Annotated in this window: 23 protein-coding genes, 1 other RNA gene and 1 pseudogene; 7 read left to right on the top strand and 18 right to left on the bottom strand. The window is 65.7% G+C overall.

The window, feature by feature from the left end; all coding sequences use genetic code 11:
* Nucleotides 1–82: 82 nt before the first annotated feature.
* Together ACCQ09_RS06540 and ACCQ09_RS06535 are read right to left on the bottom strand one after the other, a co-directional pair.
* Nucleotides 83–1024 (bottom strand): proline iminopeptidase-family hydrolase, encoded by a 942-nt coding sequence (locus tag ACCQ09_RS06540; RefSeq protein WP_040940916.1) that lies wholly within the window; start codon nt 1022–1024, stop codon nt 83–85.
* A 440-nt stretch (nt 1025–1464) separates the two neighbouring features.
* Complete coding sequence (locus ACCQ09_RS06535; RefSeq protein ID WP_014508487.1) at nt 1465–2229, bottom strand: LuxR family transcriptional regulator; 765 nt, start codon at nt 2227–2229, stop codon at nt 1465–1467.
* A 191-nt stretch (nt 2230–2420) separates the two neighbouring features.
* Here ACCQ09_RS06535 and ACCQ09_RS06530 point away from each other — a divergent pair, with 191 nt between their 5' ends.
* Together ACCQ09_RS06530 and ACCQ09_RS06525 are read left to right on the top strand one after the other, a co-directional pair.
* Nucleotides 2421–3800, top strand: coding sequence for an APC family permease (locus ACCQ09_RS06530; protein WP_040940915.1), 1380 nt, complete (start codon nt 2421–2423; stop codon nt 3798–3800).
* Between the two features lie 499 nt (nt 3801–4299).
* Nucleotides 4300–5697 carry a trypsin-like serine peptidase gene (locus tag ACCQ09_RS06525; protein WP_040940914.1) on the top strand — a complete coding sequence of 466 codons (1398 nt, stop codon included), beginning with the start codon at nt 4300–4302 and terminating at the stop codon, nt 5695–5697.
* A gap of 179 nt (nt 5698–5876) precedes the next feature.
* Here ACCQ09_RS06525 and ACCQ09_RS06520 read toward each other — a convergent pair whose 3' ends face one another.
* Nucleotides 5877–6908: a chemotaxis protein CheB gene (locus ACCQ09_RS06520; protein ID WP_012437770.1), complete on the bottom strand. Its 1032-nt coding sequence runs from the start codon at nt 6906–6908 to the stop codon at nt 5877–5879.
* 312 nt (nt 6909–7220) lie between these two features.
* Between ACCQ09_RS06520 and ACCQ09_RS06515 the strand changes: the two genes are divergently transcribed.
* Complete coding sequence (locus tag ACCQ09_RS06515) at nt 7221–7424, top strand: hypothetical protein (RefSeq protein WP_016944124.1); 204 nt, start codon at nt 7221–7223, stop codon at nt 7422–7424.
* A 202-nt stretch (nt 7425–7626) separates the two neighbouring features.
* On the opposite strand, the pseudogene ACCQ09_RS06510 reads toward ACCQ09_RS06515, so the two are convergent.
* Nucleotides 7627–7836, bottom strand: a pseudogene (locus tag ACCQ09_RS06510) (KGG domain-containing protein); the annotation flags it as partial.
* A 325-nt stretch (nt 7837–8161) separates the two neighbouring features.
* Here ACCQ09_RS06510 and ACCQ09_RS06505 point away from each other — a divergent pair.
* Both ACCQ09_RS06505 and ACCQ09_RS06500 read left to right on the top strand, forming a co-directional pair.
* Complete coding sequence (locus tag ACCQ09_RS06505; RefSeq protein ID WP_225042213.1) at nt 8162–8494, top strand: hypothetical protein; 333 nt, start codon at nt 8162–8164, stop codon at nt 8492–8494.
* Between the two features lie 300 nt (nt 8495–8794).
* The gene (locus ACCQ09_RS06500; RefSeq protein WP_016944126.1) at nt 8795–9085 is read left to right on the top strand and encodes a hypothetical protein; all 291 of its coding nucleotides are present in this window, start codon (nt 8795–8797) and stop codon (nt 9083–9085) included.
* 75 nt (nt 9086–9160) lie between these two features.
* Here ACCQ09_RS06500 and ACCQ09_RS06495 read toward each other — a convergent pair whose 3' ends face one another.
* From ACCQ09_RS06495 to ACCQ09_RS06480, 4 genes are all read right to left on the bottom strand, one after another.
* Complete coding sequence (locus ACCQ09_RS06495) at nt 9161–10657, bottom strand: tryptophan halogenase family protein (protein WP_040940912.1); 1497 nt, start codon at nt 10655–10657, stop codon at nt 9161–9163.
* Nucleotides 10658–10694: 37 nt separating this feature from the next.
* The gene (locus tag ACCQ09_RS06490; protein ID WP_012437766.1) at nt 10695–11726 is read right to left on the bottom strand and encodes a cupin-like domain-containing protein; all 1032 of its coding nucleotides are present in this window, start codon (nt 11724–11726) and stop codon (nt 10695–10697) included.
* Between the two features lie 10 nt (nt 11727–11736).
* Nucleotides 11737–12495, bottom strand: a complete 759-nt coding sequence (locus ACCQ09_RS06485) for a SapC family protein (protein WP_040940911.1) — start codon at nt 12493–12495, stop codon at nt 11737–11739.
* A 279-nt stretch (nt 12496–12774) separates the two neighbouring features.
* Nucleotides 12775–15930 carry a TonB-dependent receptor gene (locus ACCQ09_RS06480; RefSeq protein ID WP_040942267.1) on the bottom strand — a complete coding sequence of 1052 codons (3156 nt, stop codon included), beginning with the start codon at nt 15928–15930 and terminating at the stop codon, nt 12775–12777.
* 361 nt (nt 15931–16291) lie between these two features.
* Here ACCQ09_RS06480 and ACCQ09_RS06475 point away from each other — a divergent pair, with 361 nt between their 5' ends.
* Nucleotides 16292–16660: a hypothetical protein gene (locus ACCQ09_RS06475; RefSeq protein ID WP_228428001.1), complete on the top strand. Its 369-nt coding sequence runs from the start codon at nt 16292–16294 to the stop codon at nt 16658–16660.
* Here ACCQ09_RS06475 and ACCQ09_RS06470 read toward each other — a convergent pair.
* Nucleotides 16657–18648 carry a M1 family metallopeptidase gene (locus ACCQ09_RS06470; RefSeq protein WP_040940910.1) on the bottom strand — a complete coding sequence of 664 codons (1992 nt, stop codon included), beginning with the start codon at nt 18646–18648 and terminating at the stop codon, nt 16657–16659. The two genes, ACCQ09_RS06475 and ACCQ09_RS06470, sit on opposite strands and share 4 nt — an antisense overlap.
* Nucleotides 18649–18729: 81 nt before the next feature.
* Nucleotides 18730–19176: a redox-sensitive transcriptional activator SoxR gene (gene soxR, locus ACCQ09_RS06465; protein WP_012437762.1), complete on the bottom strand. Its 447-nt coding sequence runs from the start codon at nt 19174–19176 to the stop codon at nt 18730–18732.
* A 103-nt stretch (nt 19177–19279) separates the two neighbouring features.
* Here soxR and ACCQ09_RS06460 point away from each other — a divergent pair, with 103 nt between their 5' ends.
* Nucleotides 19280–20650, top strand: coding sequence for an MFS transporter (locus ACCQ09_RS06460; RefSeq protein ID WP_040940909.1), 1371 nt, complete (start codon nt 19280–19282; stop codon nt 20648–20650).
* Between the two features lie 686 nt (nt 20651–21336).
* On the opposite strand, the gene ACCQ09_RS06455 is transcribed toward ACCQ09_RS06460, so the two are convergent.
* The 8 genes from ACCQ09_RS06455 to ACCQ09_RS06420 all read right to left on the bottom strand — a co-directional run bounded on the left by ACCQ09_RS06455 (nt 21337) and on the right by ACCQ09_RS06420 (nt 26654).
* Nucleotides 21337–21411: non-coding RNA, sX9 sRNA (locus ACCQ09_RS06455), on the bottom strand.
* A 61-nt stretch (nt 21412–21472) separates the two neighbouring features.
* Entirely contained in the window at nt 21473–22639 is a 1167-nt protein-coding gene (locus tag ACCQ09_RS06450) for a glutathionylspermidine synthase family protein (protein WP_040940908.1), read from the bottom strand.
* A gap of 1 nt (nt 22640) precedes the next feature.
* The gene (locus ACCQ09_RS06445) at nt 22641–23216 is read right to left on the bottom strand and encodes a DUF1190 domain-containing protein (RefSeq protein WP_012437758.1); all 576 of its coding nucleotides are present in this window, start codon (nt 23214–23216) and stop codon (nt 22641–22643) included.
* 12 nt (nt 23217–23228) lie between these two features.
* The gene (locus ACCQ09_RS06440) at nt 23229–23633 is read right to left on the bottom strand and encodes a DUF350 domain-containing protein (protein WP_011037960.1); all 405 of its coding nucleotides are present in this window, start codon (nt 23631–23633) and stop codon (nt 23229–23231) included.
* Between the two features lie 34 nt (nt 23634–23667).
* Nucleotides 23668–24345, bottom strand: a complete 678-nt coding sequence (locus ACCQ09_RS06435) for a YjfK family protein (protein WP_040940907.1) — start codon at nt 24343–24345, stop codon at nt 23668–23670.
* Complete coding sequence (locus ACCQ09_RS06430; protein WP_012437756.1) at nt 24342–25424, bottom strand: potassium channel family protein; 1083 nt, start codon at nt 25422–25424, stop codon at nt 24342–24344. Before ACCQ09_RS06430 ends, ACCQ09_RS06435 begins: the two co-directional genes overlap by 4 nt.
* A gap of 27 nt (nt 25425–25451) precedes the next feature.
* Nucleotides 25452–26225 carry a PspA/IM30 family protein gene (locus tag ACCQ09_RS06425; RefSeq protein WP_011037963.1) on the bottom strand — a complete coding sequence of 258 codons (774 nt, stop codon included), beginning with the start codon at nt 26223–26225 and terminating at the stop codon, nt 25452–25454.
* Nucleotides 26226–26237: 12 nt separating this feature from the next.
* Nucleotides 26238–26654: a YjfI family protein gene (locus ACCQ09_RS06420; protein ID WP_014508507.1), complete on the bottom strand. Its 417-nt coding sequence runs from the start codon at nt 26652–26654 to the stop codon at nt 26238–26240.
* Between the last annotated feature and the right edge of the window lie 150 nt (nt 26655–26804).

The raw sequence follows: 26804 nt of genomic DNA, 5'->3' as shown, positions 1-26804 counted from the left end.
AGCGCGCCCGTCTGCGGAACCGCGCGGTCGTCGGCATGTCTACCAAGGCCAGCAACCCGCGGCCCTGCAGCGTTACACCCGCTCAGACGGTGCGATTGGCCAGCGCCGAGGTGCGGGTCAGCTGCCCGCCTGGCCAAGGGCTGTGGTCGTCGAGGAAGTTGCCGACCAGGCGCATGCAGGCCTCGCGCTCTTCCACATGCGGCATGTGGCTGGAGTTGGGGAAGACATGCCAGCGCGCATCGGGAATCAACCGTGCGTAAGGCTCCACGGTTTCCGGCGTGGCTTCATCGTATTTGCCGGACAGCACCAGCGTCGGCGCGGTGATGCGGTGCAGGCGTTCGATGATGCTCCAGTTGCGCAGGCTGCCCACCACGTGGAATTCGGTCGGGCCGTTCATCGCGTGGTAGACGGTGGGATCGGCATCGATCGCGGCAAAGGTGCGCGCCACCTCCGCAGGCCACGGCAGCACCCGGCACACGTGCTGTGCGTAAAACGCCTGCGTGGCGGCGCGGTAGGCGGGCGAATCCAGGCTGCCGGCGGCTTCATGTTCGTCCAGGGCGGCCTGTACGGGCTCGGGCAGGCGCGCGCGCAGGCGCAGCGCGGCGGCCCGCCACAAGCCCATCGACGCGGGCGAGTTGGCGATGACCAGTGCGCGCAGTCCGGCAGGGCGGCGCACCGCGTGTTCGGCGGCCAGCATGCCGCCCCACGACTGGCCCAGCAGCGCGTACTGTGCCAGTCCGAGATGGCTGATCAGCGCCTGCAGCTCATCCAGGAACAGGCCGACCGTCCAGAAGCTGGGGTCGGCATTGGGCAGATGGGTGGAATGGCCGTTGCCCAATTGGTCGTAGTGAATGACCGCGCGGCCGCGGCCGGCCAGATCGGCAAAGCTGTCGACGTAGTCGTGCGTGCAGCCCGGGCCGCCATGCAGCACGATCAGCGGGCACGCATCGCTGTGCAGGTCGCCGGTGATGCGGTACCAGGTGCGATAGCCGCGAAATTCGACGAAACCCTCGGTGCACTGCATAACCTGCGCCCACTTACGGCAATGAGAGCGGCGAGCCTACCCAGCGCAGCGGGTCGGGATAACTGGCAAATTTGCCAGGTTAGCCATGCATCTTGAGGCATAGCAGATCCGCGGATGCCGTCTACGCTGCGAATGCCCGCGCCCTTGCTGCCTGGGCTAAACAGCTTGATGCGTGCTTGGCCAGTTGCGCTGATTGCCTGTGCCAATCGTGGACACCACGACTCGTTCAATCTGACGATGGAGACCGCGTGTCGTCAGCATCCATGTTAAGTGAGATGACACCGGGCGGCAATCGCGAAATGCGCGAATTGCGACACCGTCGTGTGTGCGATGTGCCATGAGGCCTGCATGCGAACGCCGGTCTGCCACCGCTCCCTCGAACATGAACAACCACGCCCGCGCCAACGACGCGGCCGACAAACCCGACCAACTGAGCCTTCCTACAACTCCAGCAGCCGGTAATGCATGCCGCGTACCACCGCTTCCACGCGATTGCGTGCGCCCAGTTTGCGGGCTGCCGAATTCAGATGCAGGTTCACGGTGGCCGTGGAGCGGTTGAGCGTGGCGGCAATGCTCTTGGCAGTCATGCCCTTGGCCGAGTACTGCAGGCATTCGCGCTCGCGGCGGGTCAAGGCGATGTGGTGGCAGCGGCGCTCCTGCGGATCGAGTAGTTCCTGCGCGCGTGCCTGAAAGGCATGCGCCAGCAGCAGGAACGGCGGCAGCTGGGCTTCGGCCAGGCGTGGGGCCTCGGCCTGGGTGGCATTGACTGCCGCGCTGAAGGTCGCAAACGCGCCACCGGGCAGGTGCAGCGGCACGGTGACACCGGTGCCCATATCGCTGTCGCACAGGTAGCGGGTGACCTGCCGGTGCTGGTCGCCCACGTATTCCACGCCCTCGGTGCGGCCTTCGGTGCGGTACGACCACACGAACGGCGTGGTGCGGCGGGTGGCGCGCTGCTGCACCGGGTCGTTCTGGTAATAGCCGTGTTCGCACCAGACGTTGTGCATGTCGTCGGGCGCATTGCGCTGCAGGAACACCGACGGGGTGATCAACGCGCCCTCCATGCTCAGCGGCACCGGCGCGTAGTCGTACACCAGCGACTGGAATCCCAGCGCGCAGACATCGCGAAACACCCGGTCCAGGCAGGCATTGAGCGTCTCGCGGGCCTGGAGATCGCGGCCCAGGCTGGCCAATGTGTCAAACATGGTGCATGTCCTTCGGTGCCGGCGACTGCCACTGGATGACATCCAGCATGGAAAACCTAGCATTTTTACCAATGGATGGGCTCGCCGGGCGCTTTATGTTCACAATGCCGGGGCAACACCCGCCCCCACGGCACTGGCCGCGCGCCAGCGCCGCCAGGCACCGCCCGGCCCTCCACTCAGCGGATATCTGCATGACCGACACCCCAGGCCGCAGCGACGCGGCCACGCTGGAACGCTTCGGCTACGCCCAGGAACTCAAGCGGCAGCTCAGCCTGAAGGACCTGCTGATCTATGGCCTTGTGTTCATGGTGCCGACCGCGCCGTTCTCGATTTTCGGCGGGGTATTCGACATCAGCGCGGGAATGGTGCCGCTGACCTATCTGGTGGGCTTCGTGGCGATGCTGTTCACCGCACTGAGCTACCAGCAGATGTCGCAGGCCTTTCCGGTGGCCGGTTCGGTGTATGCGTATGTGGGGCGCGGTTTGAGCGGCGGCATGGGATTTCTGGCCGGCTGGGCCATCCTGCTGGACTATCTACTGGTACCCACCCTGCTCTACGTGGTCGGCGCCAACGCCATGCACAACGTGCTGCCCCAGGTGCCGCAGCCCGCGTGGATCGCCTTCTTCGTGGTGCTCAACACGGTGGTCAATCTGCGCGGCATCGAGACCACCGCGCGTGCCAACCGCGTCTTCCTGTATGCGCAGCTCATCGTGCTGGCGCTGTTCGTGGTGCTGGCCACACTGGCCATCCAGCGCGGCGTCAACGGCGCACAGTGGACCCTGCGCCCGTTCTACAACCCGCAGGCATTTTCGCCGCAGTTGATTTTCAGTGCACTGTCGGTGGCGGTGGTGTCGTTCCTGGGCTTCGATGCGATCTCCACGCTGTCGGAGGAGACCCGCGGCGGCAACCGGGTGGTTGGACGCGCGACATTGTTGGCGTTGGTGCTGGTGGCCGGCCTGTTCGTGCTGCAGACCTGGCTGGCGGCGTTGCTGCAGCCGCACTTGCAGCGCTACCCCAGCGCGCAAGCGTCCAACGATGCGTTCTTCGAGATCGGGCGGCTGATTGCCGGGCCGTGGATGCAGATCGTGATTGCGCTGACGGTGGCCATCAGTGCGGCGATCGCCAATTCATTGGTGGCGCAGGCAGCCACCTCGCGGCTACTGTTTGCAATGGCGCGCGACCGCCAATTGCCCGCGTTCCTGCGCTACATCCATCCGCGCACTGGCGTGCCGCAGCGGGCGATCCTGCTGGTGGCGGCCCTGAGCATGGTGCTGGGTGAAGTGTTCGTCGGGCAGATCGCGTTGCTGTCCTCGCTATGCAATGTGGGCGCGCTTACCGCCTTCGTGCTGCTGCATGTGGCGGTGCTTTGGCACTTTCGCGCGCATGGCCGCAAGGTGCTGCACGGAGTGGTGCCAGTGATCGGCATCGTGATCCTGGCCTATGTGCTGATCAATGCCGACCTGCATGCGCAGCTGGGCGGCAGCGCCTGGATGGTGGTCGGCCTGGCCGTGCTGGCCTTCCTCAAGTTCAGCGGGCGCTCGACCGAATTCCGCGCTACTGACGCGTTGTAAATTCCAATGCTGCGTGCGTGCCTGCGCGTGTGCGCGTGCATGCGTACGTGCGGTGAGCGCACGTCGAAGCTACCGCGCCATCTTCGACGTTGAATGCAGCGCATGGACTGCGCCATGCGTCTCCATGCGGATGCCGCACGCAATGCGTACAGATGATGTCATGCGTGCTGCTCAGTGCTGCGCACGCCACCGCCTGCAGATGCCGCTACGCCGTCGCGCAGCATGGCGACACTCAATGTTGCGTCGCGCAATTGCATACGTTCGCGTGCCGCGCTGCGCTCAAGCATTCAACCGAGCACCGGTAAGGACTGCCGTTTGAAGCGGCAACCATCGATACAACGCGCCAGATCGCACATTTTCGTGAAAGTCACTTCATGAAAGAGATTTTAAGCACATATTCAGAGTTGAACTTTCGCTAGTCTCGTGACGCGCCATCGATGGCGCACGCGGACCACGGCCCCCGCCGTTGCCCAGCGTTCCCTGACGAGAAGGACTATCCATGAATCGCAAGAATGCGTTGTATCTCGCGTTGTTCTCCGCACTTTCCGGCACGGCGCTGGCAGCGCCGCCGACCGAAATGGACGCCGCGCCGGTGACCACGGCGCCGCAAGCCGCCAAGTTGGGTGCCGCACAGCTGCAGTCGGCCAGCCTGCGTGGTGGCGTGCTGCCAACCCGTGTTGCGCAATTGGCTGCACCCGGCAGCAGCGAACTGGCACGCGTGCGCGAGCGTCGCATTGCGCAGGTCAAGCACGGGCTGCCGTTGCAGATCGGTTTCTCGCGAGCGGTGACGCAACCACTGGTCAACCTGTCCAAGCTGGATTGGCAGATGACCAGCGATGGCGGCCGCGTGGCAACGCTGACGCTCAGCTCTGCGCAGGCCGCTGCATTGCGCGCCTCGCTGGTGCTGCGGGGGGCCGGCGCAACGCCGGGCGACCCGTCCAAGGTGACGCTGCGTTTTGCCGGCGACGATGGTCGCGTGTTCGAGCAATCCGGTACCAGCTTCAGCACCAGCGGCAATGACATCGGCTGGTCGCCGACGGTCAACGGCGACACCTTGCTGGTCGAGCTGTCGCTGCCGGCTGGGCAATACCCGCAGAACTTCAGCCTGTCGGTGCCGCAGTTGTCGCACCTGGACATCAGCCCCACCGCCAACCCGCGCGATATGATGACCATTGCCATTGGCGAGAGCGATTCCTGCCAGAACGACATCGTTTGCCGCGCCAACCCCACCGCCGGTTTCACCAGTGCGTCCAAGGCCGTGGCGCGCATGGTGTTCACCACCAGCCAGGGCTCGTTCCTGTGCACGGGCACTTTGCTCAACAACACCAACACGCCCAAGCGCAATCTGTTCTGGACCGCCGCACACTGCATCAGCACGCAGACGGTGGCCAATTCGCTACAGACCTACTGGTTCTACGATGCAGCCAGTTGCAACGGCAATACCGCCAGTGCGCAGGCCACCACGTTGACCGGCGGTGCGTTCCTGCGCCATGCCAACACCACGCGTGACACCGCTTTGCTGGAGCTCAAGACCGCACCGCCCAGCGGCGCGTTCTACGCGGCGTGGAATAGCGCGGCCATCGGGGCCACCGGCACGTCGATCGTCGGCATCCATCACCCCTCTGGCGACGTGAAGAAGTACTCGCTGGGCTCGGTCACCGGGCTGAACACCTCCATCGATGGCAAGACCCCGCTCTACCGCGTGGTCTGGAACGATGGTGTAACCGAGGGCGGCTCGTCGGGCTCGGCCTTGTTCACCGTCGCCAGTGGTGGCGCCTACCAGCTGCGGGGCGGCCTGTATGGTGGGTATTCGTACTGCACCGCGCAGAGCGACCCGGATTATTACTCGCGGTTCTCGGATGTGTATTCCACCATCTCCACCTTCCTGGGCCCGTAAGGCCTGATGGAGGGTCGAGCGACTGTGTAGCAGTGCTGCGTGCGCGATCCTTGTGGTCGCGCACGCGTCTATTTGAAGACGTGCACCTTTGCGTGGCTCGGTGTCTTGCCAGGCGATGCATAAGTGGTTGTTAGGCATGTCGTGCAACGCGACAGCCAGCTGTTACCGCTAATGCGGGCTCACTCTGAGGGTTCCACCGCCGCAGCGAGCGGCGATTTGCGCAGCAACGCCTTGCGCAAGGTGTCCGCATAGCCACGGTATTCGTCCGCGCGATGGCGGTACATCGCTGCGGTATTCGGTTGCGCACGGGTGTTGGAATCGGCCATCCGCGCCACCAAGGTGGCCCGCTCGTCGATGATGCGCAAGGCAATGCGCAGGGCCTCGTCCACCGACCCTTCGGTGGCCGACAGCAGACTCTCGCCTGTGTAGGCATGCCCGACCTGGCAGCGGAACCGCAGCACGCAACTCTCCGATATCTGCGACAGCACGCCGCCACAGGCCGGGCAACTCATTGCAACCGGCGTGGCGATCTGCGCGGTGTCGTCGGTCGTGGTCAATGCACCGCGTGCGATCGCCACTTCCAGACGCAATGCATCGGTGATCACCTGCGCCGGCCCTGCCGCTGTCTGCGCCAGTTCCGCAATCAGGCCGCCCAACTCGGCGCTGCTGCGAACGGCATCGGCGGGCACGCGCTGCAGTGCACTCAGTGGCATGTCGCTGGCCACCGCCTCGCCAGGATCCTGCACCAGCACCGTGCCCCCGCAGGCGTGAATCGCGTCAAGACCCGCGGTACCATCGTTGAGCATCCCCGATAGCAGCACCCCCACCGTTCTGGGCCCGAAGGCCACCGCTGCCGAGCGGAACAAAGCGTCGATCGACGGCCGTGACATGTTTTCGCGCGGGCCGGTGCCCAGCACGATTCGCCCGTCGGCCACCATCAGGTGACGGTCGGCCACCGCGACATAGAGCGTGTGCGGTTCGATGCGCATGCCATCGGCGGCCTCGACCACGGTAATGCCGTTGGCACCGGCACTGACCGTGCGCATGATGCCGTGACCATGCGCCGACATGTGCAGCACCACCAGGATGGCGGCAGGCGTCTGCGCTGGCAGCGCACCCAACAGGCGCCGCAACGCCTCGCCGGCCCCAGCCGATCCACCGATCACGATGACATCGCGGTGTTGCTGGCGGTGCAGGTCGTTGTCGACCATAGGCTACTCCAGTGATGAGCCGGTTTCACCATCGCGTGGGCCGTGTTGGCGCAGTGCGTAGAGCCGTGTAAACGGCGACGAAAGAAGACGGTCTCTTCGCATCGGTGAAGCGGGCAGCGGGCAGCGACCTCATGCAGCACAGTGCACACACTTCGCATCTGAATGCGTGATGGCACGCCTGCAGGCACCCTTCGGTATCGGCGCCGATCCGCGGCGGTGCTAGGCTCAGCGCTCCATTGCGTGGCGAGAGCCGGCATGACGGACACAACAGGATGTCGAGACCTGGCGCACGCGCTTGCCGAGCTCTGGCGTTTGAGCGAGCTGCATCGTGCAAACGAAAGCGCCTTCTGGGACGGTTTTGCCGCCTTGATCAGCACGCTGGAGATCAGTGGCATGACCGCGCGCGAAGTACGCACTGCGCTGTGCAGCGAAATCATGGCATTACGCACACTAGGCACGCGCACCTATCGCCCTGGCATGCTGCGTTACGCGGTACCGGTCATCGTGCAGCGCTGAAGCGCGGTGCGATTCGTCACTGAGAGGTACATGCGGCCTGTGGCGGCTGGCGAAGCAGCCATCACCCCACACCATCCCGCTTTCTTTTCCGCATGGTTGCGCTGCCGAGACAGCGCGTCCTAACCCATCGGCGGCACGGGGTAGGCGCACCCGTGCCGCTGCCAGCAGTGCCGACTCAGCGGTTGCCGCCGCCGCTGTTCTCGCCACCCTTGCGGCCGATGTCGGCCATGTGCTCGCGGTCCTGGCTCACCGACTCACCGCCCTTGCGGCCGGCTTCCCTGGCTTCTTCGGAGTCGAACTCGTGTGCATTGCCGCTGGCGTGTGCGGCCTTGCCGCCCTTGCTCGCAATCTCGCGTTGCTTGTCTTCGTCCATCGATGCGAAACCACGGTTGCTGGTGTTTTGATCAGCCATTGGTGTACTCCTCAACTGTGTGGAACACGGCAGAAATACCGTAGGCGTAGTGTTGATCCGGGCCGATTAAACCCACGTCCAGCCGATGCCACGAGCACGTAGACGAGGCTGCCGCGCACGGGCGGCACCATCGCGGCGCGCTAACGTGGTCTTGTGTTTCGGCATGGCCTGCCACGTGCGTGCAACGGCCTGCACACTCCACGTGTGTGTGCCGATCATGCACACTGTTGGCCCCGCTCAGCCAAGGACGCGTATGCGCCACTCTTCCCCTTTCTCTGCCGTTGCCACGCTGGTGCTGGTCTTGGGCGCAACCGCTGCGCCGGCCATGGCCGCAGCCAAGCCCGCCAACAGCGAGGACGTCAAGGCCTATGCCCTGCAGCTGTGCCTGGATGCCAATTACCAACGCGCAGGCAAATATGCCGAAGACCAGTTGCGCGACCGCTCGTTCCTGACCACCACTTACGCGCTCGACAACGCACGGGCCGGGGCCACTGCGCGCTTGCACGAGTTCGTCGCAAAACAGACGGCCGACTTCCACCGCGCCGAGGTGCCAATGAAGGACGAGCAGCGGCTGGGGCCGTACAACCGGATCTTTGCGCAGTGCATGGCCTTCTATCGGTCAGCGCCACTGAGCGAGTTTGTGCAACGCCTGCGTTGAGCATCCCGAGTAGACGCGACTGCGACCTTGCTGTGCAGGCGCGCGTTCCGTTGCAGTCGCTTGATCAGCTGCGTGCGGCGGGCGTCGTGCCGGCACGTCCCGTCCCGGTGCGTCGCTGCATGTCGCGGCACCGCAGTTATTCACGCACGGCGGCAATTACACCGTGACCGGCATCGTGGTGCGCGAGGGGCCTATCGGTACCGACACCAGCGCAACGGAACTGCGGGTGCACCTACAGCTGCTGCCCCCGGCTTCACCGAAGTCCCCAGGCTCACCGAGCCCGCCCTGCTGGCGGCATCGATGCTGACCACCTTCCCGCGCTTGCAGGCAACCGTGGCGCAGGCGCAGGTGAGGCGGTCTGTCCGCTTCTCGCCCTGGTATGGCCGTGGATGGATTGAAGTACCGCCGCACCTGTACCCGGATGCCGAGGCAAGTGCGTGTGTGTATGAGCAGGACCGCGTCATGGACGCACGCCTGGATAGCGTCCACGCCGCATGCCAGACAGCCGCTGCCCACGCCCAGACCTGCGCCACCATCGGTGCGCGGTTGGCCGCTGAACGCGATGACCTGCAACGCTGCCTCAGCGAATAACCGAAACAGCGACAGCGGCGCTGGCTGGCCGCTCCGCTGCGTGACGGCTTTACAGCGTAACGACCCTGCTGTCCGTCAGCCCCAGGTGCTTTGATCCACCTTGCAGTAGCTGTCGATAAACGCCTGCTGGGTCGGCAGCTGTGTCACCACGTGCTGCAGTGGCTGGCGGATGCCATCCAGCAACTGCTGCAGATGCTGGTCGGGCAAGGCGCGCGTCAACGGATGATGCTGCGCGGGCGCAACGCGCTGGCCGAGCAGCACATGCGTCCAGGAATCGACACGGAACAGTTCGTCGCCATCCTGCCAAGCATGGGCGCCCTCGCGCCATGCACGCAGGCGCAGCTGCAGCGATTCCGGCAATTCCATCGCGCGGCATTGCCGCCACAGCGCCTCCTCGCGCTGGGTGGCGTGGTAATGCAGGATCACGAAATCGCGCACGTGCTCGGCTTCGGCGCGGCTGATGCGGTTGAACAGGTCCACCTGCGGTTGCGCGATGCTATCGGCGGGGAACAGCGTGATCAGGCGCATCACCGCCACGATCGCCAGATGGATGCTGGTGGATTCCAGTGGCTCCACGAAACCGCTCGCCAGGCCCAGCGCCACCACGTTCTTGTTCCAGGTCTGCAGCCGGCGGCCGGTGACGAACGGCACCAGCATCGGGTCGCGCCGTGGCGTGCCTTGCACCGCTGCCAACAGCATGGCGCTGGCTTCATCGTCGGAGAGGTGCGCCCGTGCGTAGACCAGCCCGTTGCCCACGCGATGCTGCAGCGGAATCTGCCAGCGCCAGCCGGCCGCATGCGCAATCGCGCGTGTATACGGCACCGGCGGCTCCACCGATTCGGTCTGCACCGCAACTGCACGGTCGCAGGGCAGCCAATGGCTCCAGTCTTCATAGCCGGTGTGCAGGGTCTGCTCGATCAGCAGCCCGCGAAAACCGGTGCAATCGATGAACAGGTCGCCCTCGACCACTTGCCCGTCTTCCAGCACCAGCGCCTCGACGAAGCCGCTATCGGCATGCTGGCGCACCTGCTGGATCTTGCCCTCGATGCGGGTGGCGCCATAGCGCTGCGCGTGGGTGCGCAGAAAGCGCGCATACAGGCCGGCATCCAGATGGTAGGCATAGTTCACCGCGGGCTGCTGCAGCACCGCGAAGCGGTCCGCACGCGCGGCCTGCGCTTCCAGGCAGTACTCGTCGAAGCCGCTGTGCATGCCACGCCGCTGCGCCTCCAGCCAAAAGTGGTGGAAGGCGCACACCAGCGTGCCCTGCCCGGTACTGCCAAACGGGTGGATGTAGCGATCACCCTGGCCTTGCCAATCTTCAAAAGAGATGGCCAGCTTGAAGGTGCCGGCCACCGCACGCAGGAATTCCTGCTCGTCGATCTGCAGGAAGCGATGAAACGCGCGGATCGGTGGCACGGTGGATTCGCCCACGCCAATCGTGCCGATCTGCTCTGACTCCACCAGCACGATCTCCAGCAGCCCGCGAAACTGATGCGCCAGCGCGGCGGCGGCAACCCACCCGGCGGTGCCACCGCCGGCAATGACAACCTTGCGAATGCGTGCCTGCGTCACTGCGTGTTCCTCGAAGAAGGGTGAAAAGTGAACCTGATCAGCGATTGAGCCGGGCGATCAGCAGTGCGCGCAGTTGCCGCGCGAGCGCCGGGTCGATGGTGCCCAGCACCTGCCGCGCGGCCTCGGGCAGATGCGCGCCAGCCTGCTCGGCCGGACCGAACACGTAGTAATCGAACACTGAGCGCCAGGCGGCTTTTTCCGCGGCGGGCCGGTCGCGAATGGCCCACAGCGCGTGATACAGCGCCGGCATCGGTGCGGGCACATGCGCGGGCATGCTGCCCCACCAGTAATTGATCAGCACGTTGAAGGGCTGCAGCGCCATCACGTGGTGCCACCACATGCTGGGAATGAACACCGCATCGCCCGGCTGCAACACGGCGGTACGCGCATGCGGCAACGCCTGCGCAAAGCGCGGATAGCGCTGCAGATCGGGCGCGGCCAGGTCCACCATGCTCACCACCTGCCCGCCGGGCGTCGGCTCCAGCGGCCCGGGATACAGGTTGGCAATCTGCTCTGGCGGAAACAGCGTGAAGCGCCGCTGCCCCACCGCGCAGCAGGCGAGATTATTCGGCACGTCGTAGTGGCACGAGGCGACCACGCGGTTGCCGATCCAGATGCTCGGCTGCACGTTGCTGCCGCTGGCGCGCATGTCCAGGTCGTTGCCCGCACGCAGCCCGGGCAGGTAGTCATCGACCGGCAGCGAGGCCAGGTAATAGGTGGGCGGCGGCGCATCGTTGCGATGCGCTTCAATCGCCTCCAGCACGCTGCTCAAGCTGCCACGGCGCACTTCGAAGTTGAGGTCGGTGGCGTCGTCGGTGTAGAACGGGCGCCCGGCAATCTCCGGGCCGCCATACGAATATTGCAGCGGCTGCGCACGGTCGAATCTGCGCAGCATGGCCATTGCCTCGGCATCGCCACGCTGGCCGGCCTGCACCAGCTGCCAGTCGCGTGCCAGCCCGCGCAACACCACCGGCTCCGCCGCGGCACAGAGCGCGGCCAGCGGCAGCGCATCGGCCGTGCAATCGCTGCGCTCGGCGATTGGTGCCATGGCGTCGAACGGCGTGGTCATCTGCGTGGGCTCACGCGTGCGCGGCGGCGAGTGTGGTGGTGGCCTGCTGCAGACGACGCTGTTTTTCGGCCATCAAGCGGCGCAGATTGTGCTGCGAGGCCAGCATCAGGAAGGCACCTTCCAGGTAGCCGGCCTGATGCAACTGATGCAGTGCAGGCGCATCGAGGGCTGCCAGGCGTTCGCGATCGATGGCATACAGCCCGTCCAGATGCGCGGCGTGGTTGGCGTCCAGCGTAATGTCCAGCCGCACCGGCTGGATCAACCCGAGCGCATCGAACGCCGCGCACATCGGCTGCCCGGCATCCATGCCATCACGGATGCCGCGCAACACATCGATGATGTGCTGCAGATACGGGCTATGGCCGCCCTGCGGCAAGAACACCGGCTCGCCGTCCGTGCGGCTCAGGCGCGGATGCTCCAGGTCGACATGGATCACCGGCTCCTGTACCAGCGCGCCATCGATGCGCTGCTCCTGGAAGCCGATCAAAAATGGCCCTTTGGCAGTGATTCCCGGCAGGTAGCTGGCATTCCAGCGTTGGTCCTGCAGGAAGAGGTTCTCGTCGTGCGCAAAGCCCAGCACCGCCACAGCCTGGTACGCGCCGCTGGCGGGATCCTTGCGAAAGAACAGCGGGTATTCGCGTTGCAACTCGGCAAATTCGGTGACGAAGGCCGGCACCAGGCCAACCGCATCGCCAAACTGCGCCCCGAACTGCAGGATGACGCGCACATCGTGATGCGCCACATTGTTGAGCACTGCGTATCGCGTCATCGAAACTCCGGCGGGTAAGTGGCCTGCCCGGCACTCTCCGCTGCAAGGCGGCGGTGGAGCGGCCGCTGCATCAAGCGTCTGCTGCAGGCGAGCATTGCGAAAAAGCGCGCCGCCGGCAAGCCGCACAGCACCATGCAGCTGCAGACGTGCACGCACCGCATCCGCGTGCGGCACGCGCAGCACGCTCGCCAGGCGAGGCGCATTGACGCACCGGCCTCAAGCGGTGCGGCAAGCGCAGTGCGCAGCTGCCGTAGACCGGCAACTGCGCCCCATCCGCGGTTAGAACGCGTAGCGCACGCCCAGCGTATAGCGCGGTTGCTGGTCGATCAGGCGGATGATCTGCTTGTCCGATCGCCCGTGCCAGCGCACGTCCTCGCCCGTCAGGTTGATGGCTTCAAAGCCGATCGACAGCTGCTTGCTGAAGGCGTAGCTGACACTGAGGTCCCACTGCTGATATGCCTCGACGTAGTACGGGTTGCGGTTGGAATTGTCCTGGTTGGCGGCGATCAGATACTCGTCGCGCCAGTTCCATGCCAGACGCGCGCTGAAGCCGTACTTTTCGTACATCAGCATGGCATTGGCGGTGTCGCTCAAGCCCAGCAAGGCGAACTGGTCGCGGTCGATCACGGTGTTGTCGAAGCCGACATCGCCTTCCACGATGGTGTAGTTGGCGTAGATGCCGAAGCCACTGCTGCCGAAGAAGTACTGCCCGCCCAGTTCCCAGCCATGAATATTGGCCTTGTTCTGGTTGATCGGCCGCGAGACATCGAACTGATACAGCGGGTCGCTACTGTTGCCGGTGATGTCGTAGGCGTTCTCCAGCGCCAGGCTCTGCGCGGAGCTCCCGTTGTAGGCACCCAGGCCGCCGGTGGCTGCGGCGTTGCGCAACAACGCCATGGCCGCGAACAGCGAGGTGTCGTTGGCCGAACACGCCGCGGCAACGTCATTGCCGGACGCACCCACCTGGGCTGCGCAGGCACCGCTTTGCAGGAAGGCCAACGCCGCCTGCGCATCCGGCCCGGAGGTAGGGTCGGTGAGCCCGTACAGCGATTCGCGCGACACCGTGTTGCCGATGAAGTTGCTGACGCGCTTGTTCCAGAACGTGGCCGACACATAGCTGGCGTCGGCGAAGTACCACTCCAGCGCCAGGTCGAGGTTGTCCGATTCCAGCGGATCGAGCTGCGGGTTCTGCGAGTCGCCACCGGCACGGTTGGAGGGGTTGATCAGGATCGAACCGTTGGGCGTGTTGGGCGTGGGCCCGGCAATCAGGTTGTTGTAGGGTGCGCGCGCAATGGTCTGGCCGAACGAGGCACGCCCCTTCAGCTGGTCGGTGATGTCGATGCTGAAATCGAGATTGGGCAGGATGTAGTTGTAGCTGGTCTTTTCACTGAAGGGCTGCAGCTCTGCCGAACGGACCAGCTGGAAGTCGTTGTTGGACTGCCACAGCAAACCGGTTGGCGTGGCCACCTGCGACACCGATTCCACATCGGTGCGCTCGTAGCGCAGGCCCAGCCGCGTATTGGTGGTCATGCCGGCGATATCGCCCTGCAATTCCAGCTGCACGTACGCCGCGCGGGTCTTCTCTTCCACCTGGTTATCGGCGCTGTATTGCGGGTTGTAGCGCGTGGTGGCGCCGTACTGGCTGCCACCCCACAACGCGAGTTGGTCGGCATCGCCACGCCAGGCGCTGGGCGCCGCGCCATTGGCATTGAAGTCCTTGAACATGCCGGTGATGCTGACCGGCTGCAGCAACGCCACCATGCCCGGCTCATTGCCGGCATTGGCCACGCTCCAGTCACCGAGCGTGGAGTTGGTGTCGCTGGTGAGCCGGTTCATCTTGGTATTGGCCGAGCTCACGCCGAACTGGAAGCGGCCGTCGTCGAAGTCGAACGTGCCGTCCACACGCCCTTCCTTGATCTCGGTCACCTGCGATTGGTAGTAGATGCGCAACACCTGCGAGCCCAGGTTGCCCGCGGTGAAGTCCGGGTTGACCACGCCATTGGTGCCGGCCAGCGAATCGGCCGCGGTGGGGTACCAGGTGCGTGCGCCGATCGGCAGCGAATTGTTGAACCACAACTCCTGGCCCCACTGCCCGCCGCACAGCGGGCCGCTGGCGCAGTTGTTGGTCCCGGCAAGGCTGAAATAGGTGGCGCTGCCGCCGGTGACCGGGTCGTTGGGCAGGCTCTTGGTCTTGGAGTTGTGCGCATCGAAACTCAGCTGGAAGCGGTCGCTCACCTGCCAGTCCGCGTTGAAGCCGAGCGAGCCGAGCGTGTACTTCTGCTCGTTGCGCTGCTGCTCCATGCCGAAGTCCTTGGCACCACTGGGCACATCGCGCAGATACACCGGCGTGGCCACGGCCTGGCCGGTATCGAAGGTCAGGTCGGTGAAGCTGTTGGCGCGCTGCAGCCAGATGCCCTGCTCGCCACGCTCCTCGCGGATTTCATTGGACGAATAGGTGTAGTCCAGGGTCAAGGTCAGGCTATCGGTGGGCGCAAACTGCATCACCGCCTGGCCATTCATGCGCTCGCGCTGGAAGTCGGCGAACGCGTAGCGGAGGTCATTGGGCATGCCGTACAGCTGGCCGATCGCCGGTGCGTTGGTCACCACCGCATCCGGACGCAGCGCGGGATCGGTGCCGGTCCAGCGCTGGATATTCCAGGTGTTTTCGGTGGCCTGCACCGAGCCGCCATGGCGCTTCTGGTAGCTGGCGCTCAGGCCGATACCGAAGGTCTTGTCGGGGTTGGTGTAGCTGAAGATGCCCGACACTTCGGGGGTGAGCGAATCGCCGAATGGCTGCGAGCGGTCAGACACCATCTTAGAGCCGGCATTGGCCACCACGCCGGAATGGTTGAACGGCTTGTCGGTCTGGATATTGATGGTGGCGCCGATGCCGCCGCTGGGCACCGTGGCGCGGCTGGTCTTGTAGACCTCGATGCCGGTGATCGCTTCAGAGGCCAGCTGCGCGAAGTTGAACGCGCGCGTGCCCACGTCTACGCCGCCGATTGGCGTTTGGCCCGGTGCGCCGAAGGCGTCCGCACCCGGGATCAAGCGCCCGTTGAGCGTGACCGTATTGAACTGCGGGCCGAAGCCACGCGCGGTGACCTGCGCACCCTCGCCATCGCGGCGTTCGATCGAGATACCGGTGATGCGCTGCAACGACTCGGCCAGGTTGGTATCCGGAAACTTGCCGATGTCTTCAGCGCTGATCGCATCCACCACGCCGGCGGCGTCGCGCTTGATGCCCATCGACTGGTCCAGGCTGCTGCGGATGCCGGTGACGTTGACGGTGTCGAGCGTGGTGGCAGCGTCGCTGCTGGACTGTGGCGGCGGTGCTTGCGGCGTCGTGTCCTGCGCAAAGGCGGGATTGATGACCAGCAAACCGCCAACGAAGGTGAACATGGCCTTCGACTTGAAGCTCTTCAACGTACGACGCATCGATGTGTCCTCGGGTGGTGTGCAACTGCCCACGGCCGTGCGCGCGACATGCGACACCGCCACTGTCTTTGCCGGCATCCCTGCGGATGCCTGGCGAACTGCCTGCAGCAAGTTCTGTGATCCCCTGCGGTGCAACCCAACGACGGATCCCCCGAGCCAGTCGTGTCCTGCCCATCGCGTACGACGGCGACTTCCTCTGATCCGTTCCAGCTGATGACTGCGCCAGTGGCCCTGCTCTGCAATGGCCGCCGGCGTGATAGCGCTAACACGCGGCGCAGCCTAGTCACCGGCCACAGCGCTTGTCACCGTGCGTTGCAGCAAATCTTTAACAACCCGACCGGGCCTGCAAAAAGCGCTGCGCTTGAGCCCGCAGCGCAGCTTCAACAACGGCGTGGCTGTAAGCGTTACCAAGCACGCCTCGAAAACACACCGCCAAAACGCGCTGAAAACAGGCCGCATAACCGTTGCAGGCGTGACCATGCCAACACTTGCGCAAGCGCCCTGCCAACGTGGCCGGGTGTATAGATCGCTTATCGGAGAAACGCGCAACGGTGCAAGCCGCAACCCGCGTGCGCAGCGCTACGTGCAAACGGTGGCGTTGCTGCATGACGCGCACGACAACGGCGCAATCGCTGCAATCGATTGCGCCGTTGTGGCCTTGCTCAACAGTGCGTGCCGTCAGGAAAAAGCGCGCAGCAATGCGCGCGACGGCGGCGGTGCTGGCGCCTAGCGGGCAAGCTCCAGCGTGTTGTCGGCACGTGCCGCATCCGGCAGTGCATGGTCTGGGTCCAGGCGCACGCGCAGTACTTTCTGCGTAGTCGCCAGCGTGAGCTTGGGTGCGGTCTGCTGCAGCCAGGCTTCCACCGGTACCCGCCGGTCCAGATGGCTGCCGTCTGCCAGGTCCGCGCGCAGCGTGACCGGCATCACCAGCCGCTGCCGGCTGCGCAGGGTGACCTGCACGCCCTTCGCCGGGTCCTGGTCCACGTAGTGCGCCTCGCTGATGCCCATGTCCAGCTGCCAGTTGTTGAAGTACCAGCCCCGCCACCACCAGCTCAGGTCCTCGCCGCTTTCGCTTTCCATCAAACGAAAGAAATCCGAGGGTGTCGGATGCTTGAACGCCCAGGTGGCGATGTACTTGCGAAAGGCCGGATCAAAGCGCGCAGGCCCCAGGATTTGTTCGCGCAACAACACCAGGCCCAGCGCACCCTTGAAGTAGGTCAAGGGGTGGCGGTAGGTCTCGCTGGTGGCATCGGCGGTGTCCATCAAGGTCGGTGCGTTGGCGTCGGCCAGCAACGGCAAGATTTCGTCCACCGGGTTGCCGCCCTTGGGCGCATATTCCGAGTCGCGCTTGGGGGCGTATTCGCCCTTGTTGAAGGCATCCGATGCGTAGACGTCGATGAAGGTGTTGAACCCTTCGTCCATGAAGGCATGCCGGCGCTCGTTGGAACCGACAATCATCGGGAACCAGGTGTGGCCGATCTCGTGTGCGGTGATCCAGAACAGGTCCTTGCCGCCATCGTCGAACCCGTCGAACACGATGCCCGGATACTCCATACCCGCGCCGTAGCCACCCAGGTTGATCGCGGCCGGCCACGGGTATGGGTACCACTGCGAAAAATGCTCGATCGCACCTTTGACGTACTCGGTGGAGCGGTTCCATTTCGCCTCGCCCACGCCTTCCACCGGATACACCGACATCGCCAGCGACTGCTTGCCATCGGGCAGATTGATACGCGCGGCATCCCACACGAAGGCCGGCGACGCGGCGAAGGCCACATCGCGGGTGGTGTCCATGTGGAACCGCCAGGTACGCGTGCGCGTGCTTGCCGGCGCCGCAGCACGCGCGGCTACCTCGGCGGGCGTGCGAATCAGCACGGTACGATCGCTGCCGCGTGCCTGGGCCAGGCGTTGCTGTTCGGTACGGCTGAGCACCTCATCGGGATTGGTCAGCGCGCCGGAGCCGGCCACCAGAAATCCGTCGGGCACCGTCACCGCGTAGTCGAAGCTGCCGTATTCCAGATAGAACTCCGAGCCCAGATACGGCTGCGTGTCCCAGCCACGCAGGTCGTCGTACACGGCCATGCGCGGGTACCACTGCGCAATCTCGTAGATCTCGCCCTGCTTGCTGTTGCTCACCGCCGTGCGCCCACCCCAGGTGCCGGGAATGCGGTAGCGGTAGCGGATATGCACGGTGAGCGCCTTGCCCTGCCCGGCCAGTGGCTGCGGCAGGTCCACGCGCAGGCGCGTGTCGTCCACCAAGAACGGTACCGCCTGTCGGCGCCCGCCGCTGTCCACCTCGACGCTGGCGATCTGCATGCCCTCGGTGGTCTGGGAGCGGCGCGATGGCCGGCTGACGGCAGCACGCGCGTCGGCACGGTAGCGGTTCTGGTCCAGCTGCAGCCACAGCACGTCGAGCGTGTCCGGGCTGTGGTTGGTGTAGCGGATCGCCGCTTCCCCGGTGAGGGTGTGGGTGGCCGGGTCGATCTGCGCGCTGAGGTCGTAGTCGGCCCGGTTCTGCCAGAACAGCGGCCCCGGCTTACCGCTGCCGCCGCGATACGCGTTGGGCGCATCGGGCAGCTGCAAGGGCGCGAACAGCGCCAGCGGGTCGAACGGGCTGGCCGCTGCAGGAGCGGCCGCTGGCGGGGCCGCCAGTGCAGTGAACGAAAGACACGCGAGTGCAAGCGCAACAGCCAGCGAGCGGCGCACGGTGGGGAACATGCGAAGTCCTGCGACGAGGGGGGACAACCATCCTACGGCGGCCCACCTCATCCAGGCACTGCCATTGGTCCCGGTGCGCGCTCAGCCGCCGACAGTGCCCGACAGGCGCACTGCGCCGTCACCGCTCTCGGCCAGAGTGTCGCCGGGGTTGCTCAGGCGGCAGCGCCGCAGCGACAGGCAGCCGCAGCCGATGCAGTCGGTGAGCTGATCGCGCAGCGCCTGCAGCTCGGCAATGCGTGCGTCCAATTGGCCACGCCAACGTGCCGACATGCGCGCCCATTCCGCGCGCGTGGGAGTGCGCTGGTCCGGCAACACCGAGAACGCATCCAGCATCTGCTGCAACGGGACGCCGAGCCGCTGCGCCACGCGGATCACTGCGAGCCGCCGCAGCACATCACGCGCATAGCGGCGCTGATTGCCGGCAGTGCGCAGGCTACGGATCAACCCCTTGCGCTCGTAGAAATGCAACGCCGACACCGCCACGCCACTGCGCTTGGCCACATCTCCCACGGACAACTCACGCTGCATTGCCTTGACCTCAACCTTGGTTGAGGCAGGATGCTGCGCGGCCATGGCGGGATGCAAGCCCTGCCCGCGCTGCCGTTTCACGCTTTGCTTTCTTGGATGTTCAATGACGACCCACACCGCTCTGCCCACTGCATCGCCCACCGATGCGCGCGCCACCTCCATTCTCGCTGCGCCGTACCGTGCCACCACGCTGGGCATGGTGGCGTTGGTGGCGCTCAACGCGTTTGAATCGCTGGCAGTGGCCGCGGCCATGCCCACGGTGGCGCGCGAATTGAATGGCCTGCCGCTGTACGCACTGGCTTTCGGCGGCACCTTGGCGACCAGCGTGGTGGGCATGACCGCCGCCGGGCGCTGGAGCGACCGGCGCGGGCCGGCAGGCGCACTGGGCGCCGGGTTGCTGTGCTTCGTACTGGGGCTTGTCATCGCCGGGCTGGCACCGAACATGCCGCTGCTGATCGCTGGGCGGCTGCTGCAGGGCCTGGGTGCAGGCGGTTACTCGGTAGCGCTTTACGTCATTGTGGGCCGCCTGTATCCGGAGGCCCTGCGCCCGCGCGTGTTTGCCGCGTTCTCTGCGGGCTGGGTGGTGCCGTCGTTGATCGGGCCCGGCATCAGTGGCCTGATCGTGCAGCACGCCGGCTGGCGCTGGGTATTCCTGTCGGTGCCGCTGCTGGCGATCCCGGCCGGCCTGATGCTGCTGCCGGCGCTGCGTGGGCGCGACTGGAGCACGCAGGCCGCGCTGCCCGGCAAGGACGTGCTGGGCTGGGCGATTGGCGCGGCGCTGGGTGTGCTGGGCGTGTATGTCGGTGGCCAATTGCACGGCCTGCCCGCCGTGCTGGCAATGGCGCCGGCGTTGGCAGTCACCGGCGTGTGCGCCTGGCATCTGCTGCCGGCCGGCACCTTGCGGCTGGCACGCGGCCTGCCCAGCGTGATCGCGTTGCGCGGGATCGCGGCGGCAGCGTTCTTCGGCTTCGAAGCGTTTCTGCCGCTGCTGTTGTCGCGCGAACGTGACCTCTCGCCGCTGCTGGCCGGCATTGCGCTGAGCGTGGGCGCCTTGGGCTGGTTCAGCGGTTCGTGGTACCAGGGCCACAGTACCGGCGGCTGGTCGCGGCCACGGCTGCTCAAGACCGGCGCGGTGCTGATGTCGGCGGGCATCGTGATCAGTGCGGGCGCAATCTGGCCGACCATGCCTGTGCCGGCCGCCATCGCCGGCTGGGCCGTGACCGGGTTGGGCATGGGCCTGTTGTATCCGAGCCTGTCGGTGCTGACCTTGTCGCTGTCGCCACCCGCCGAGCAAGGTGCCAACAGTTCGGCCTTGCAGCTCAGCGAGGCGATTGCGGTGGCGGGCGTCCTTGCGGTGGCCGGCGCGCTGTTTGCCGCGCTATTGGGCTCGGCCACGCCCTTGGCCTATGCCAGCGTCTTTGCGCTGGCGTGGGTGCTGGCGCTGAGCAGTTTCTGGGTGGCGCACCGGGTGTGAGGGTGGCGGTGGCGAACGTCACTGCGTCGCGTTGCTGCGAGCAGATGGCCCGGAGCCACTCCGCGGCGTGCTGCGCGCGCGTGGGCCTGGCTGCTGACCCGGCGTAATTGGAGGGCGTGGTTGGCACGTCAGGATTCGTGGACGGTGCAGCGCGCGTGTCAGAGACGCACCCGACCGAACCGGTCCACAGCCGCACGATCACTTTGCTGAGTCTGCCGGGTTCGCGCCGATCACAGGTGCAGACACACACCTGCAACCGACTGGTCATTTTTTCGCCACCCATCTTGACAGCGTGACGGGCCGGGGCCTGCGCCCACTTGTCCACAGCCTTGTGCAGTCTTCATCCACAGGGGATGTGGAAAACCCGATCAACGCAGTGCGCGCGGCACGGCTTGCGTGCCGTTGCCGGTGTGTGCAAGGCGGCTTGATGCGATGTGCTGCATGCAGGGCCGCGCGCTGCGATGGAGGCGCATGGCGACAGCAACCATCTACTGCCGGTTCCAAACGCGTGGAGTGCACGCCGAGATTGAGCCCAAGCGATTGGCGCGCAGCAACTCAGCAGAGAGCCGGCCGTCGCCGCGCGTCAGTACGCAGACCACTGATGTAGCTGCTCGAAACCAGACCCGCGCATGCAGCGCACACCGCCACCTCGCAGTGGCGGTGCACGCACAGCAGCGTCTTAGAGCGGCTAACAAAACGTAGCGAGCAGTCGTCAGGTGGGTGCGGACGGCGCGGAGGAACCGGAATGTACGTGGGTACATGAGGATTCCGAGCACCGGCCGCGCCCGCCTGACGGCTGCGCAGTAGTTTTGATAGCTGCTCTTAATCCACGATCACGTGCGGCACAAACCGCGAGGTATCGCGGGTGATCGGGCCGTCGTCGTCGCGCATGCCCAGGCCGGCCGGGCGATCAGCCACCACCCAGCTGCCGACCAGCGCATGCCGGCCGTCGAACACCGGCAGCGGATGATGCGCCTGCAGGATGGCCGGGCCATCCAGGTACGGCCCATCGGTGTGTGCCATCTCGCCCTGCGCGGTAACCAGCGCGATGTTGGCGCCCTCGCGCGACAGCAGCGGCTTGCGCACCCACCCGGCAGTAGGCGCCTCGCCGGCCTGTGCAAAGCGCGCGGCGAGCAGGTTGGGGTGGCCCTGATGGCGCTCCCACAACAGCGGCAGGATGCCCTTGTTGCTCAGCACTGCCTTCCATGCCGGTTCGATCAGACGCACCCGGTTGGCGATCAACGCCGGGCCGAAGCGCTCTTCCATCATGAATTCCAGCGGGTACAGTTTGAACAGCGTGTGGATCACCCGGTCCTGCTCATCGGTGAACCAGCCATCGGCGCTGAGGCCGATGTCTTCGATCGCCACTTCCTCGGCGCTGATGCCCACCTGGTGCACGCAATCGCGCAGGTAGCGCACGGTGGCGCGGTCTTCCAGCGAATCACGCACTGCAGAGAAATGCATCTGCGGGCCAATCGCTCCATCCACTGCCAGCGCACCCAGGGTTTCGCACAGCAAATCCTGGATCAGGTTGTACTGGTCGGTGCCCTTGGGCAGCGCGCCGCTGGCAATCTGCTGTTCCAGCCACAGCCACTGGAAATACGCCGCCTCGTACAACGACGTCGGTGTGTCGTAATTGAGCTCGTACAACTTGGCCGGGCCGTTGCCGGCATAGGCCAGATCCATGCGGCCGTACAGATGCGGGGCGCGGTTCTTCCAGGAGGTGGCGATCCAGTCCCAGTAGAACGGCGGCAGTGCCAGCTGCGTCATCAATGCTTCGGAGCCGACGACCTCGTCGACCAACTGCATCGCCATATCGTGCAGTTCCTGCGTCGGCGTCTCGATGTCGTCTTCGATCTGCCGCAACGAAAACGCGTAGTACGCGCTTTCGTCCCAGTACGGTTCGCCGTCGATGGTGTGGAACTGGAAGCCGAGCGATTCGGCCTGGGTGCGCCAATCCGGGCGCTCGGCGATGGCAATGCGTTGCATGTCAGCCGCCAAACCCGGAGCTGCGCCCGCCACTGCCGAACGAGCTGCGCGCCGCGGCGCTGGAGCCAAAACCCGAGCGCGACACGGTAATGGCGCGGGTTGGCATGTCCACGCTGCCGGCGCGGCCGCGCACGGTGCCGATGCGGTTGCTGGCCAGATCGCCGTTGGGCTTGTAATAGCCGCCGCTACGGTAATCGCGGTACAGCGGCATCGCGCCGCCATAGCGATACCCGCCGCCGCTCATGTTGCCCAGCGCGTAGCCGAGCAGGAAGCCGCCCATCGGCGGGATCCAGCTCTGCTGCCCCTGGGTCTGGCCTGGCACTTCGGTGCAGCTGCCAAACTGCGCGTCGCACTCATAGCGCGAAGGGAAGCGCGGCGCGGCCTGCTGGTGCTTGGCCACGGCCTCGTCATACGCCTTCAGACACTGCTGGATGTCGCCCTGTTCCTGCTTGATCTGGTAGCAGTCCGAGGCCGACTGCAACACCACGCCGGTTTCCGGCTCCGAGCCGCAACCGGTGACGAAGGCGGCCGGCAGCGCGGCCATCAGGGTGAGCTTGAGATTGCGTGATCGCTTCATGCCTGCGCTCCGTTACGGCGTGATCGCCGCGGCGTTGATCAGGCCAACCGCGATCGACACGCCGGCCGAAAAAATGCCGGCGGCAGCGACGTTGTCGGTGATCTGCCGCGAGATGCGCCCGGCCACCAGGTTGGCCAGCAGATACGCCACCACCTGGATACCGCAGGCCACCACGCCCCAGATCAAGGCATCCACCAGGCTCACCGAATGGGTGATGGCCGAATGCAGCGGCAGCGCCACGCCGATCAGGTTGCCGGCCAGCGCGGTGGCGGCCGCCACGTTGCCCTGGCGCAGCAGGGTGAAATCCTTGTGCGGGGTGACCAGGGTCACCAGCACCACCGCGACGATCAACACGCCCAGGCCGGTGCCGAAGTAGGAAAGAAACGCGAGGAAACTCTGCAGATTGATCGGGTTCATGACAGGACCAGGGTGGTGGAAGACGGGTAAGCGCTCAGGTGATGTCCAGATCGGCGACAGTGACGTCGATGCCGACCGCGTAGGTGACGCAGAATTCGTTGGGGCCGGAATCCTCGCCGGTGACCAGCAGGAACTCCTCGCGCTGCAGCTCCGGCACCGGCCGGCTGTAGAGCATGGCGTAATGCGTCAGGTCGCCATCGCGGCGCGGCGGCTGATAGCGGTACAGCACCTCGTCGTAGGCAATCGGCGGAATGCGCGCGGCATCGTCGGTGGATTGGGTGGCACGGTCCCAGCGCTTGCCGGCGTACTCGATCTGCGCCGCACCCAGGTGCGGATGCTGCATCACGAATTCCTGGAAGGCCTGCTTGCTCGGCGGATTCACCGTCTCGCAATACACGAAGGCCTTCATCGCCTCCAGATCGCCGCCCACGGTGGTGATCTGCAGAAACGCGTCATCGTCCAGATAGAACCGGTGCAGCGCATAGCCATCGCCCAGATTGACGTGGCCATAGCACGGGATGCCCTGATGCCCACCGGGCAATTCGGCGGTCATCGCCTCGGGCGCCATGCGGTACAGCGTGGTGTCGATCTCGAGCTGGCCACCCACGCGCAGCCCCAACGGCAGCGCATGGCCGATCGCGCCGGTGCCGGTGGTCGGCAGCGGTGTTGGCTGGGATTGGCCGAACAACTTGCTGAAAAAACTCATCGTCATGCACCTCGTGGCGATGGGGAAGCGGAAACGGCCGCAGCGCGCAGGGTCTGCCACGCGATGGACTGCGCAGGCACGCGCTGCTCGGCCAGGTAATACAGCATGGCACCGGCCGGGACAGCGGTCTGTGCGGGCGGGTTCAACCGCAACGCGCCATCGGGCGCGCGCAGGCCCAGCAACAAGGCACCGCGCTGGCTGAAGTCAGCCGCCAGCAGGCTGTAGTCCAGCGCCTCCAGCTGTGCCGGCACGGCCAGGCTGAACTGCGTGGGGCCATCGTCCACCGACAACAGCTCGGCGGTGATCGCCGCACTGCCCGGATCCTGCGCGGCGCGGGCCAGGATCTCGGCAGTCATCGGGCGCGTGCATTCGATCGCCGGGTAATGGCAGGCCACCAGCCGTGCGGCGCTGGCCGAATCGAAATGCGCCACGATGTGCGCGCGCGGCGCATGCGCCATCAGTGCGAAGACTGCGGCCAGGGTCTGGTCGTCGGACGGCGGATTGACGATTACCCGCGCTGCACCGGCGATGCCCGCACGCAGGTAGACATCGGTGTGGGTGTACGACTCGGCAGCCACGAAACGCATGTGGTCGGGCATCGGGTTTTCGGCCACGCCCTCGGCCACCAGCACCACGCCTTCGTCGTCGGTGGCGGTGTCGGACAACAGCAACTCCAGCAAGCGTACCGAGGCCGCGCCTTGCCAGCCGATCAGGATGGTGTGCCCGCTCAACTGCGCGTAGGCCATCTTGCCCATGTGGTGGCGCCTCCAGAAGGTGATGAGCACGCCGCTGGTCTTGGCCAGCACCGTGGCGAACAGCGCCACAGCGCCCGGCATCAGCACGCACGCGGCGATATAGCGCCCGGCCACCGAGCCCGGCGACAGGTCGCCATAGCCGATGGTGGTGGCGGTGGTCATGTAGTAGTACGGAAACGCGTCCAGGCCGACGAGCTTGTGCTCACCGGCCAGGACGAACAGCACCCAGCTCAACCCCATGTGCGCCAGCAGGGCCAGCGCCACCATGCCCCAGCTCACGCGGCGCACGTGGCGCCGCAAGACCCGGTACAGCCGTCCGACGATGATCATGGCGCGTCCTGTGCCGGGGGGGTGCGGTCAGCTGTCGCTGCGCGGAACCTGCTGCACGTCGCGGACCTGGCCGATCAGCGGCGCGGTGCCGCTGGCGGTGTCGTGCCCGAGCTGAGCGGCCGGCTTCTTGAAGCGCGCCAGCACTGCAGCGGCGTTGGACTCGCCTTCCATCAGGCCGGCCGCGGCCAGGCGCCGATTCAGATCGCCATCGCCGGTGGACGATTCGAGCTCCTCGGCTGATTCGATGCGTGCGGAGGTTTCGGCCTGGCGCGCCTTGATGCGCTCCAGCGATTCCAGCGCCGACCCCATCTTGCTGCTCGCACCGGAATGCCGCGCGGCAATCGCGGCCTGCGCTTTCTGCACCGCATCGGTGGCCTTGACGGTGTCGATCTGCTGGCGCATGCCGCGCAGCTGGTTTTCGGTTTTCTGGATGGTGGCCTTGAGCGTCACCACCGACTGATCCAGCGCGGTCTTGGAGGCCTTGTCGCCGGCGTCCTCGCTTTCCAGCGCCGCCAGCTTGACCGCCACATCGTGCGCCAGCGCTTCATCGTTCTTGGCCAGCGCGCCTTCGATATAGCGCGTGTACTCGGCCATCTTGCCGGCGCGCGCGTCGATCTTCTGCTGCGCCAGCTTGCTCTGCGCCATCAGCTTGGTGAGCTCTTCGCGCGAACGCGTGAGCTGGGCGCCGGCATCGCGCATTTCCTGGTCCAGGATGCGCAGGGCGTTGGCGTCCACGGCCTTCTGGCCGGTTTCGTGTGCGGTGCCACGCAGCAGCGTGATCAGCTTGGAAAAGATACTCATGACAACACGCCTTTAGGAAAAGAACGGCTTGAGGGATTCGGCGGCATCCAGCGTATTGGCCGCCAGGGTCTGGATTTCCTCGTCGATCTGGTCGAGCGTCGAGGAGGCCGACAATTCGCCGAACACCACGTAGGCGTCCTTGCCGTCGACCTGCACCAGACCGAGATTGGAGAGCGGATTGAGCGGGTTAAGCCGCAGGCACGCGTCGTTGAACGCGGCGCGGTCGCTGACCTGGTCGGCGTTGGCCAGCAGCGTGGACACGAACACCTGCGAACCGGACGCGGCCACCTGGATCTGCATGTCGCCGTGATCGGCCAGGGTGAGGTTGATGGCCGGCTCCAGCCCGTCGATCAGTTCGACCTCGATCGGCTGGTCGCGGTAGCGCTCGGCCAGCAGGCCGTGCAGTTCAACAGTGGTGTACTGCGTCATGGGATGTCCTGTCCTTTGGTCATTCGGCGGCGGAGTGCGGCGGCGGTGAGGCCGCAACGGTCAAGCAATGGGCGGACATACTACAGAGACTTGGTGAACAGCAGAACGGCCGTCAGGCAGGGGGCATTCAGGGCCACTTCGCTGCCATCA

The organism is Xanthomonas sp. NCPPB 2586, from assembly GCF_041475775.2.
Lineage (GTDB): Bacteria > Pseudomonadota > Gammaproteobacteria > Xanthomonadales > Xanthomonadaceae > Xanthomonas > Xanthomonas campestris.
This window is presented reverse-complemented; position numbering and strand designations above follow the sequence as displayed.

Bases quoted from the DNA above. Each gene is read 5' to 3' on its own strand.
- ACCQ09_RS06420 (WP_014508507.1), bottom strand. From the start codon at position 26,654: ATGACGCAGTACACCACTGTTGAACTGCACGGCCTGCTGGCCGAGCGC.
- ACCQ09_RS06425 (WP_011037963.1), bottom strand. From the start codon at position 26,225: ATGAGTATCTTTTCCAAGCTGATCACGCTGCTGCGTGGCACCGCACAC.
- ACCQ09_RS06490 (WP_012437766.1), bottom strand. From the start codon at position 11,726: ATGACCACGCCGTTCGACGCCATGGCACCAATCGCCGAGCGCAGCGAT.
- ACCQ09_RS06505 (WP_225042213.1), top strand. From the start codon at position 8,162: ATGGCCGCAGCCAAGCCCGCCAACAGCGAGGACGTCAAGGCCTATGCC.
- ACCQ09_RS06460 (WP_040940909.1), top strand. From the start codon at position 19,280: ATGACGACCCACACCGCTCTGCCCACTGCATCGCCCACCGATGCGCGC.
- ACCQ09_RS06540 (WP_040940916.1), bottom strand. From the start codon at position 1,024: ATGCAGTGCACCGAGGGTTTCGTCGAATTTCGCGGCTATCGCACCTGG.
- ACCQ09_RS06520 (WP_012437770.1), bottom strand. From the start codon at position 6,908: ATGGTCGACAACGACCTGCACCGCCAGCAACACCGCGATGTCATCGTG.
- soxR (WP_012437762.1), bottom strand. From the start codon at position 19,176: ATGCAGCGTGAGTTGTCCGTGGGAGATGTGGCCAAGCGCAGTGGCGTG.
- ACCQ09_RS06435 (WP_040940907.1), bottom strand. From the start codon at position 24,345: ATGACGATGAGTTTTTTCAGCAAGTTGTTCGGCCAATCCCAGCCAACA.
- ACCQ09_RS06450 (WP_040940908.1), bottom strand. From the start codon at position 22,639: ATGCAACGCATTGCCATCGCCGAGCGCCCGGATTGGCGCACCCAGGCC.
- ACCQ09_RS06445 (WP_012437758.1), bottom strand. From the start codon at position 23,216: ATGAAGCGATCACGCAATCTCAAGCTCACCCTGATGGCCGCGCTGCCG.
- ACCQ09_RS06430 (WP_012437756.1), bottom strand. From the start codon at position 25,424: ATGATCATCGTCGGACGGCTGTACCGGGTCTTGCGGCGCCACGTGCGC.
- ACCQ09_RS06530 (WP_040940915.1), top strand. From the start codon at position 2,421: ATGACCGACACCCCAGGCCGCAGCGACGCGGCCACGCTGGAACGCTTC.
- ACCQ09_RS06485 (WP_040940911.1), bottom strand. From the start codon at position 12,495: ATGACGCGATACGCAGTGCTCAACAATGTGGCGCATCACGATGTGCGC.
- ACCQ09_RS06470 (WP_040940910.1), bottom strand. From the start codon at position 18,648: ATGTTCCCCACCGTGCGCCGCTCGCTGGCTGTTGCGCTTGCACTCGCG.
- ACCQ09_RS06480 (WP_040942267.1), bottom strand. From the start codon at position 15,930: ATGCGTCGTACGTTGAAGAGCTTCAAGTCGAAGGCCATGTTCACCTTC.
- ACCQ09_RS06440 (WP_011037960.1), bottom strand. From the start codon at position 23,633: ATGAACCCGATCAATCTGCAGAGTTTCCTCGCGTTTCTTTCCTACTTC.
- ACCQ09_RS06525 (WP_040940914.1), top strand. From the start codon at position 4,300: ATGAATCGCAAGAATGCGTTGTATCTCGCGTTGTTCTCCGCACTTTCC.
- ACCQ09_RS06500 (WP_016944126.1), top strand. From the start codon at position 8,795: ATGCTGACCACCTTCCCGCGCTTGCAGGCAACCGTGGCGCAGGCGCAG.
- ACCQ09_RS06535 (WP_014508487.1), bottom strand. From the start codon at position 2,229: ATGTTTGACACATTGGCCAGCCTGGGCCGCGATCTCCAGGCCCGCGAG.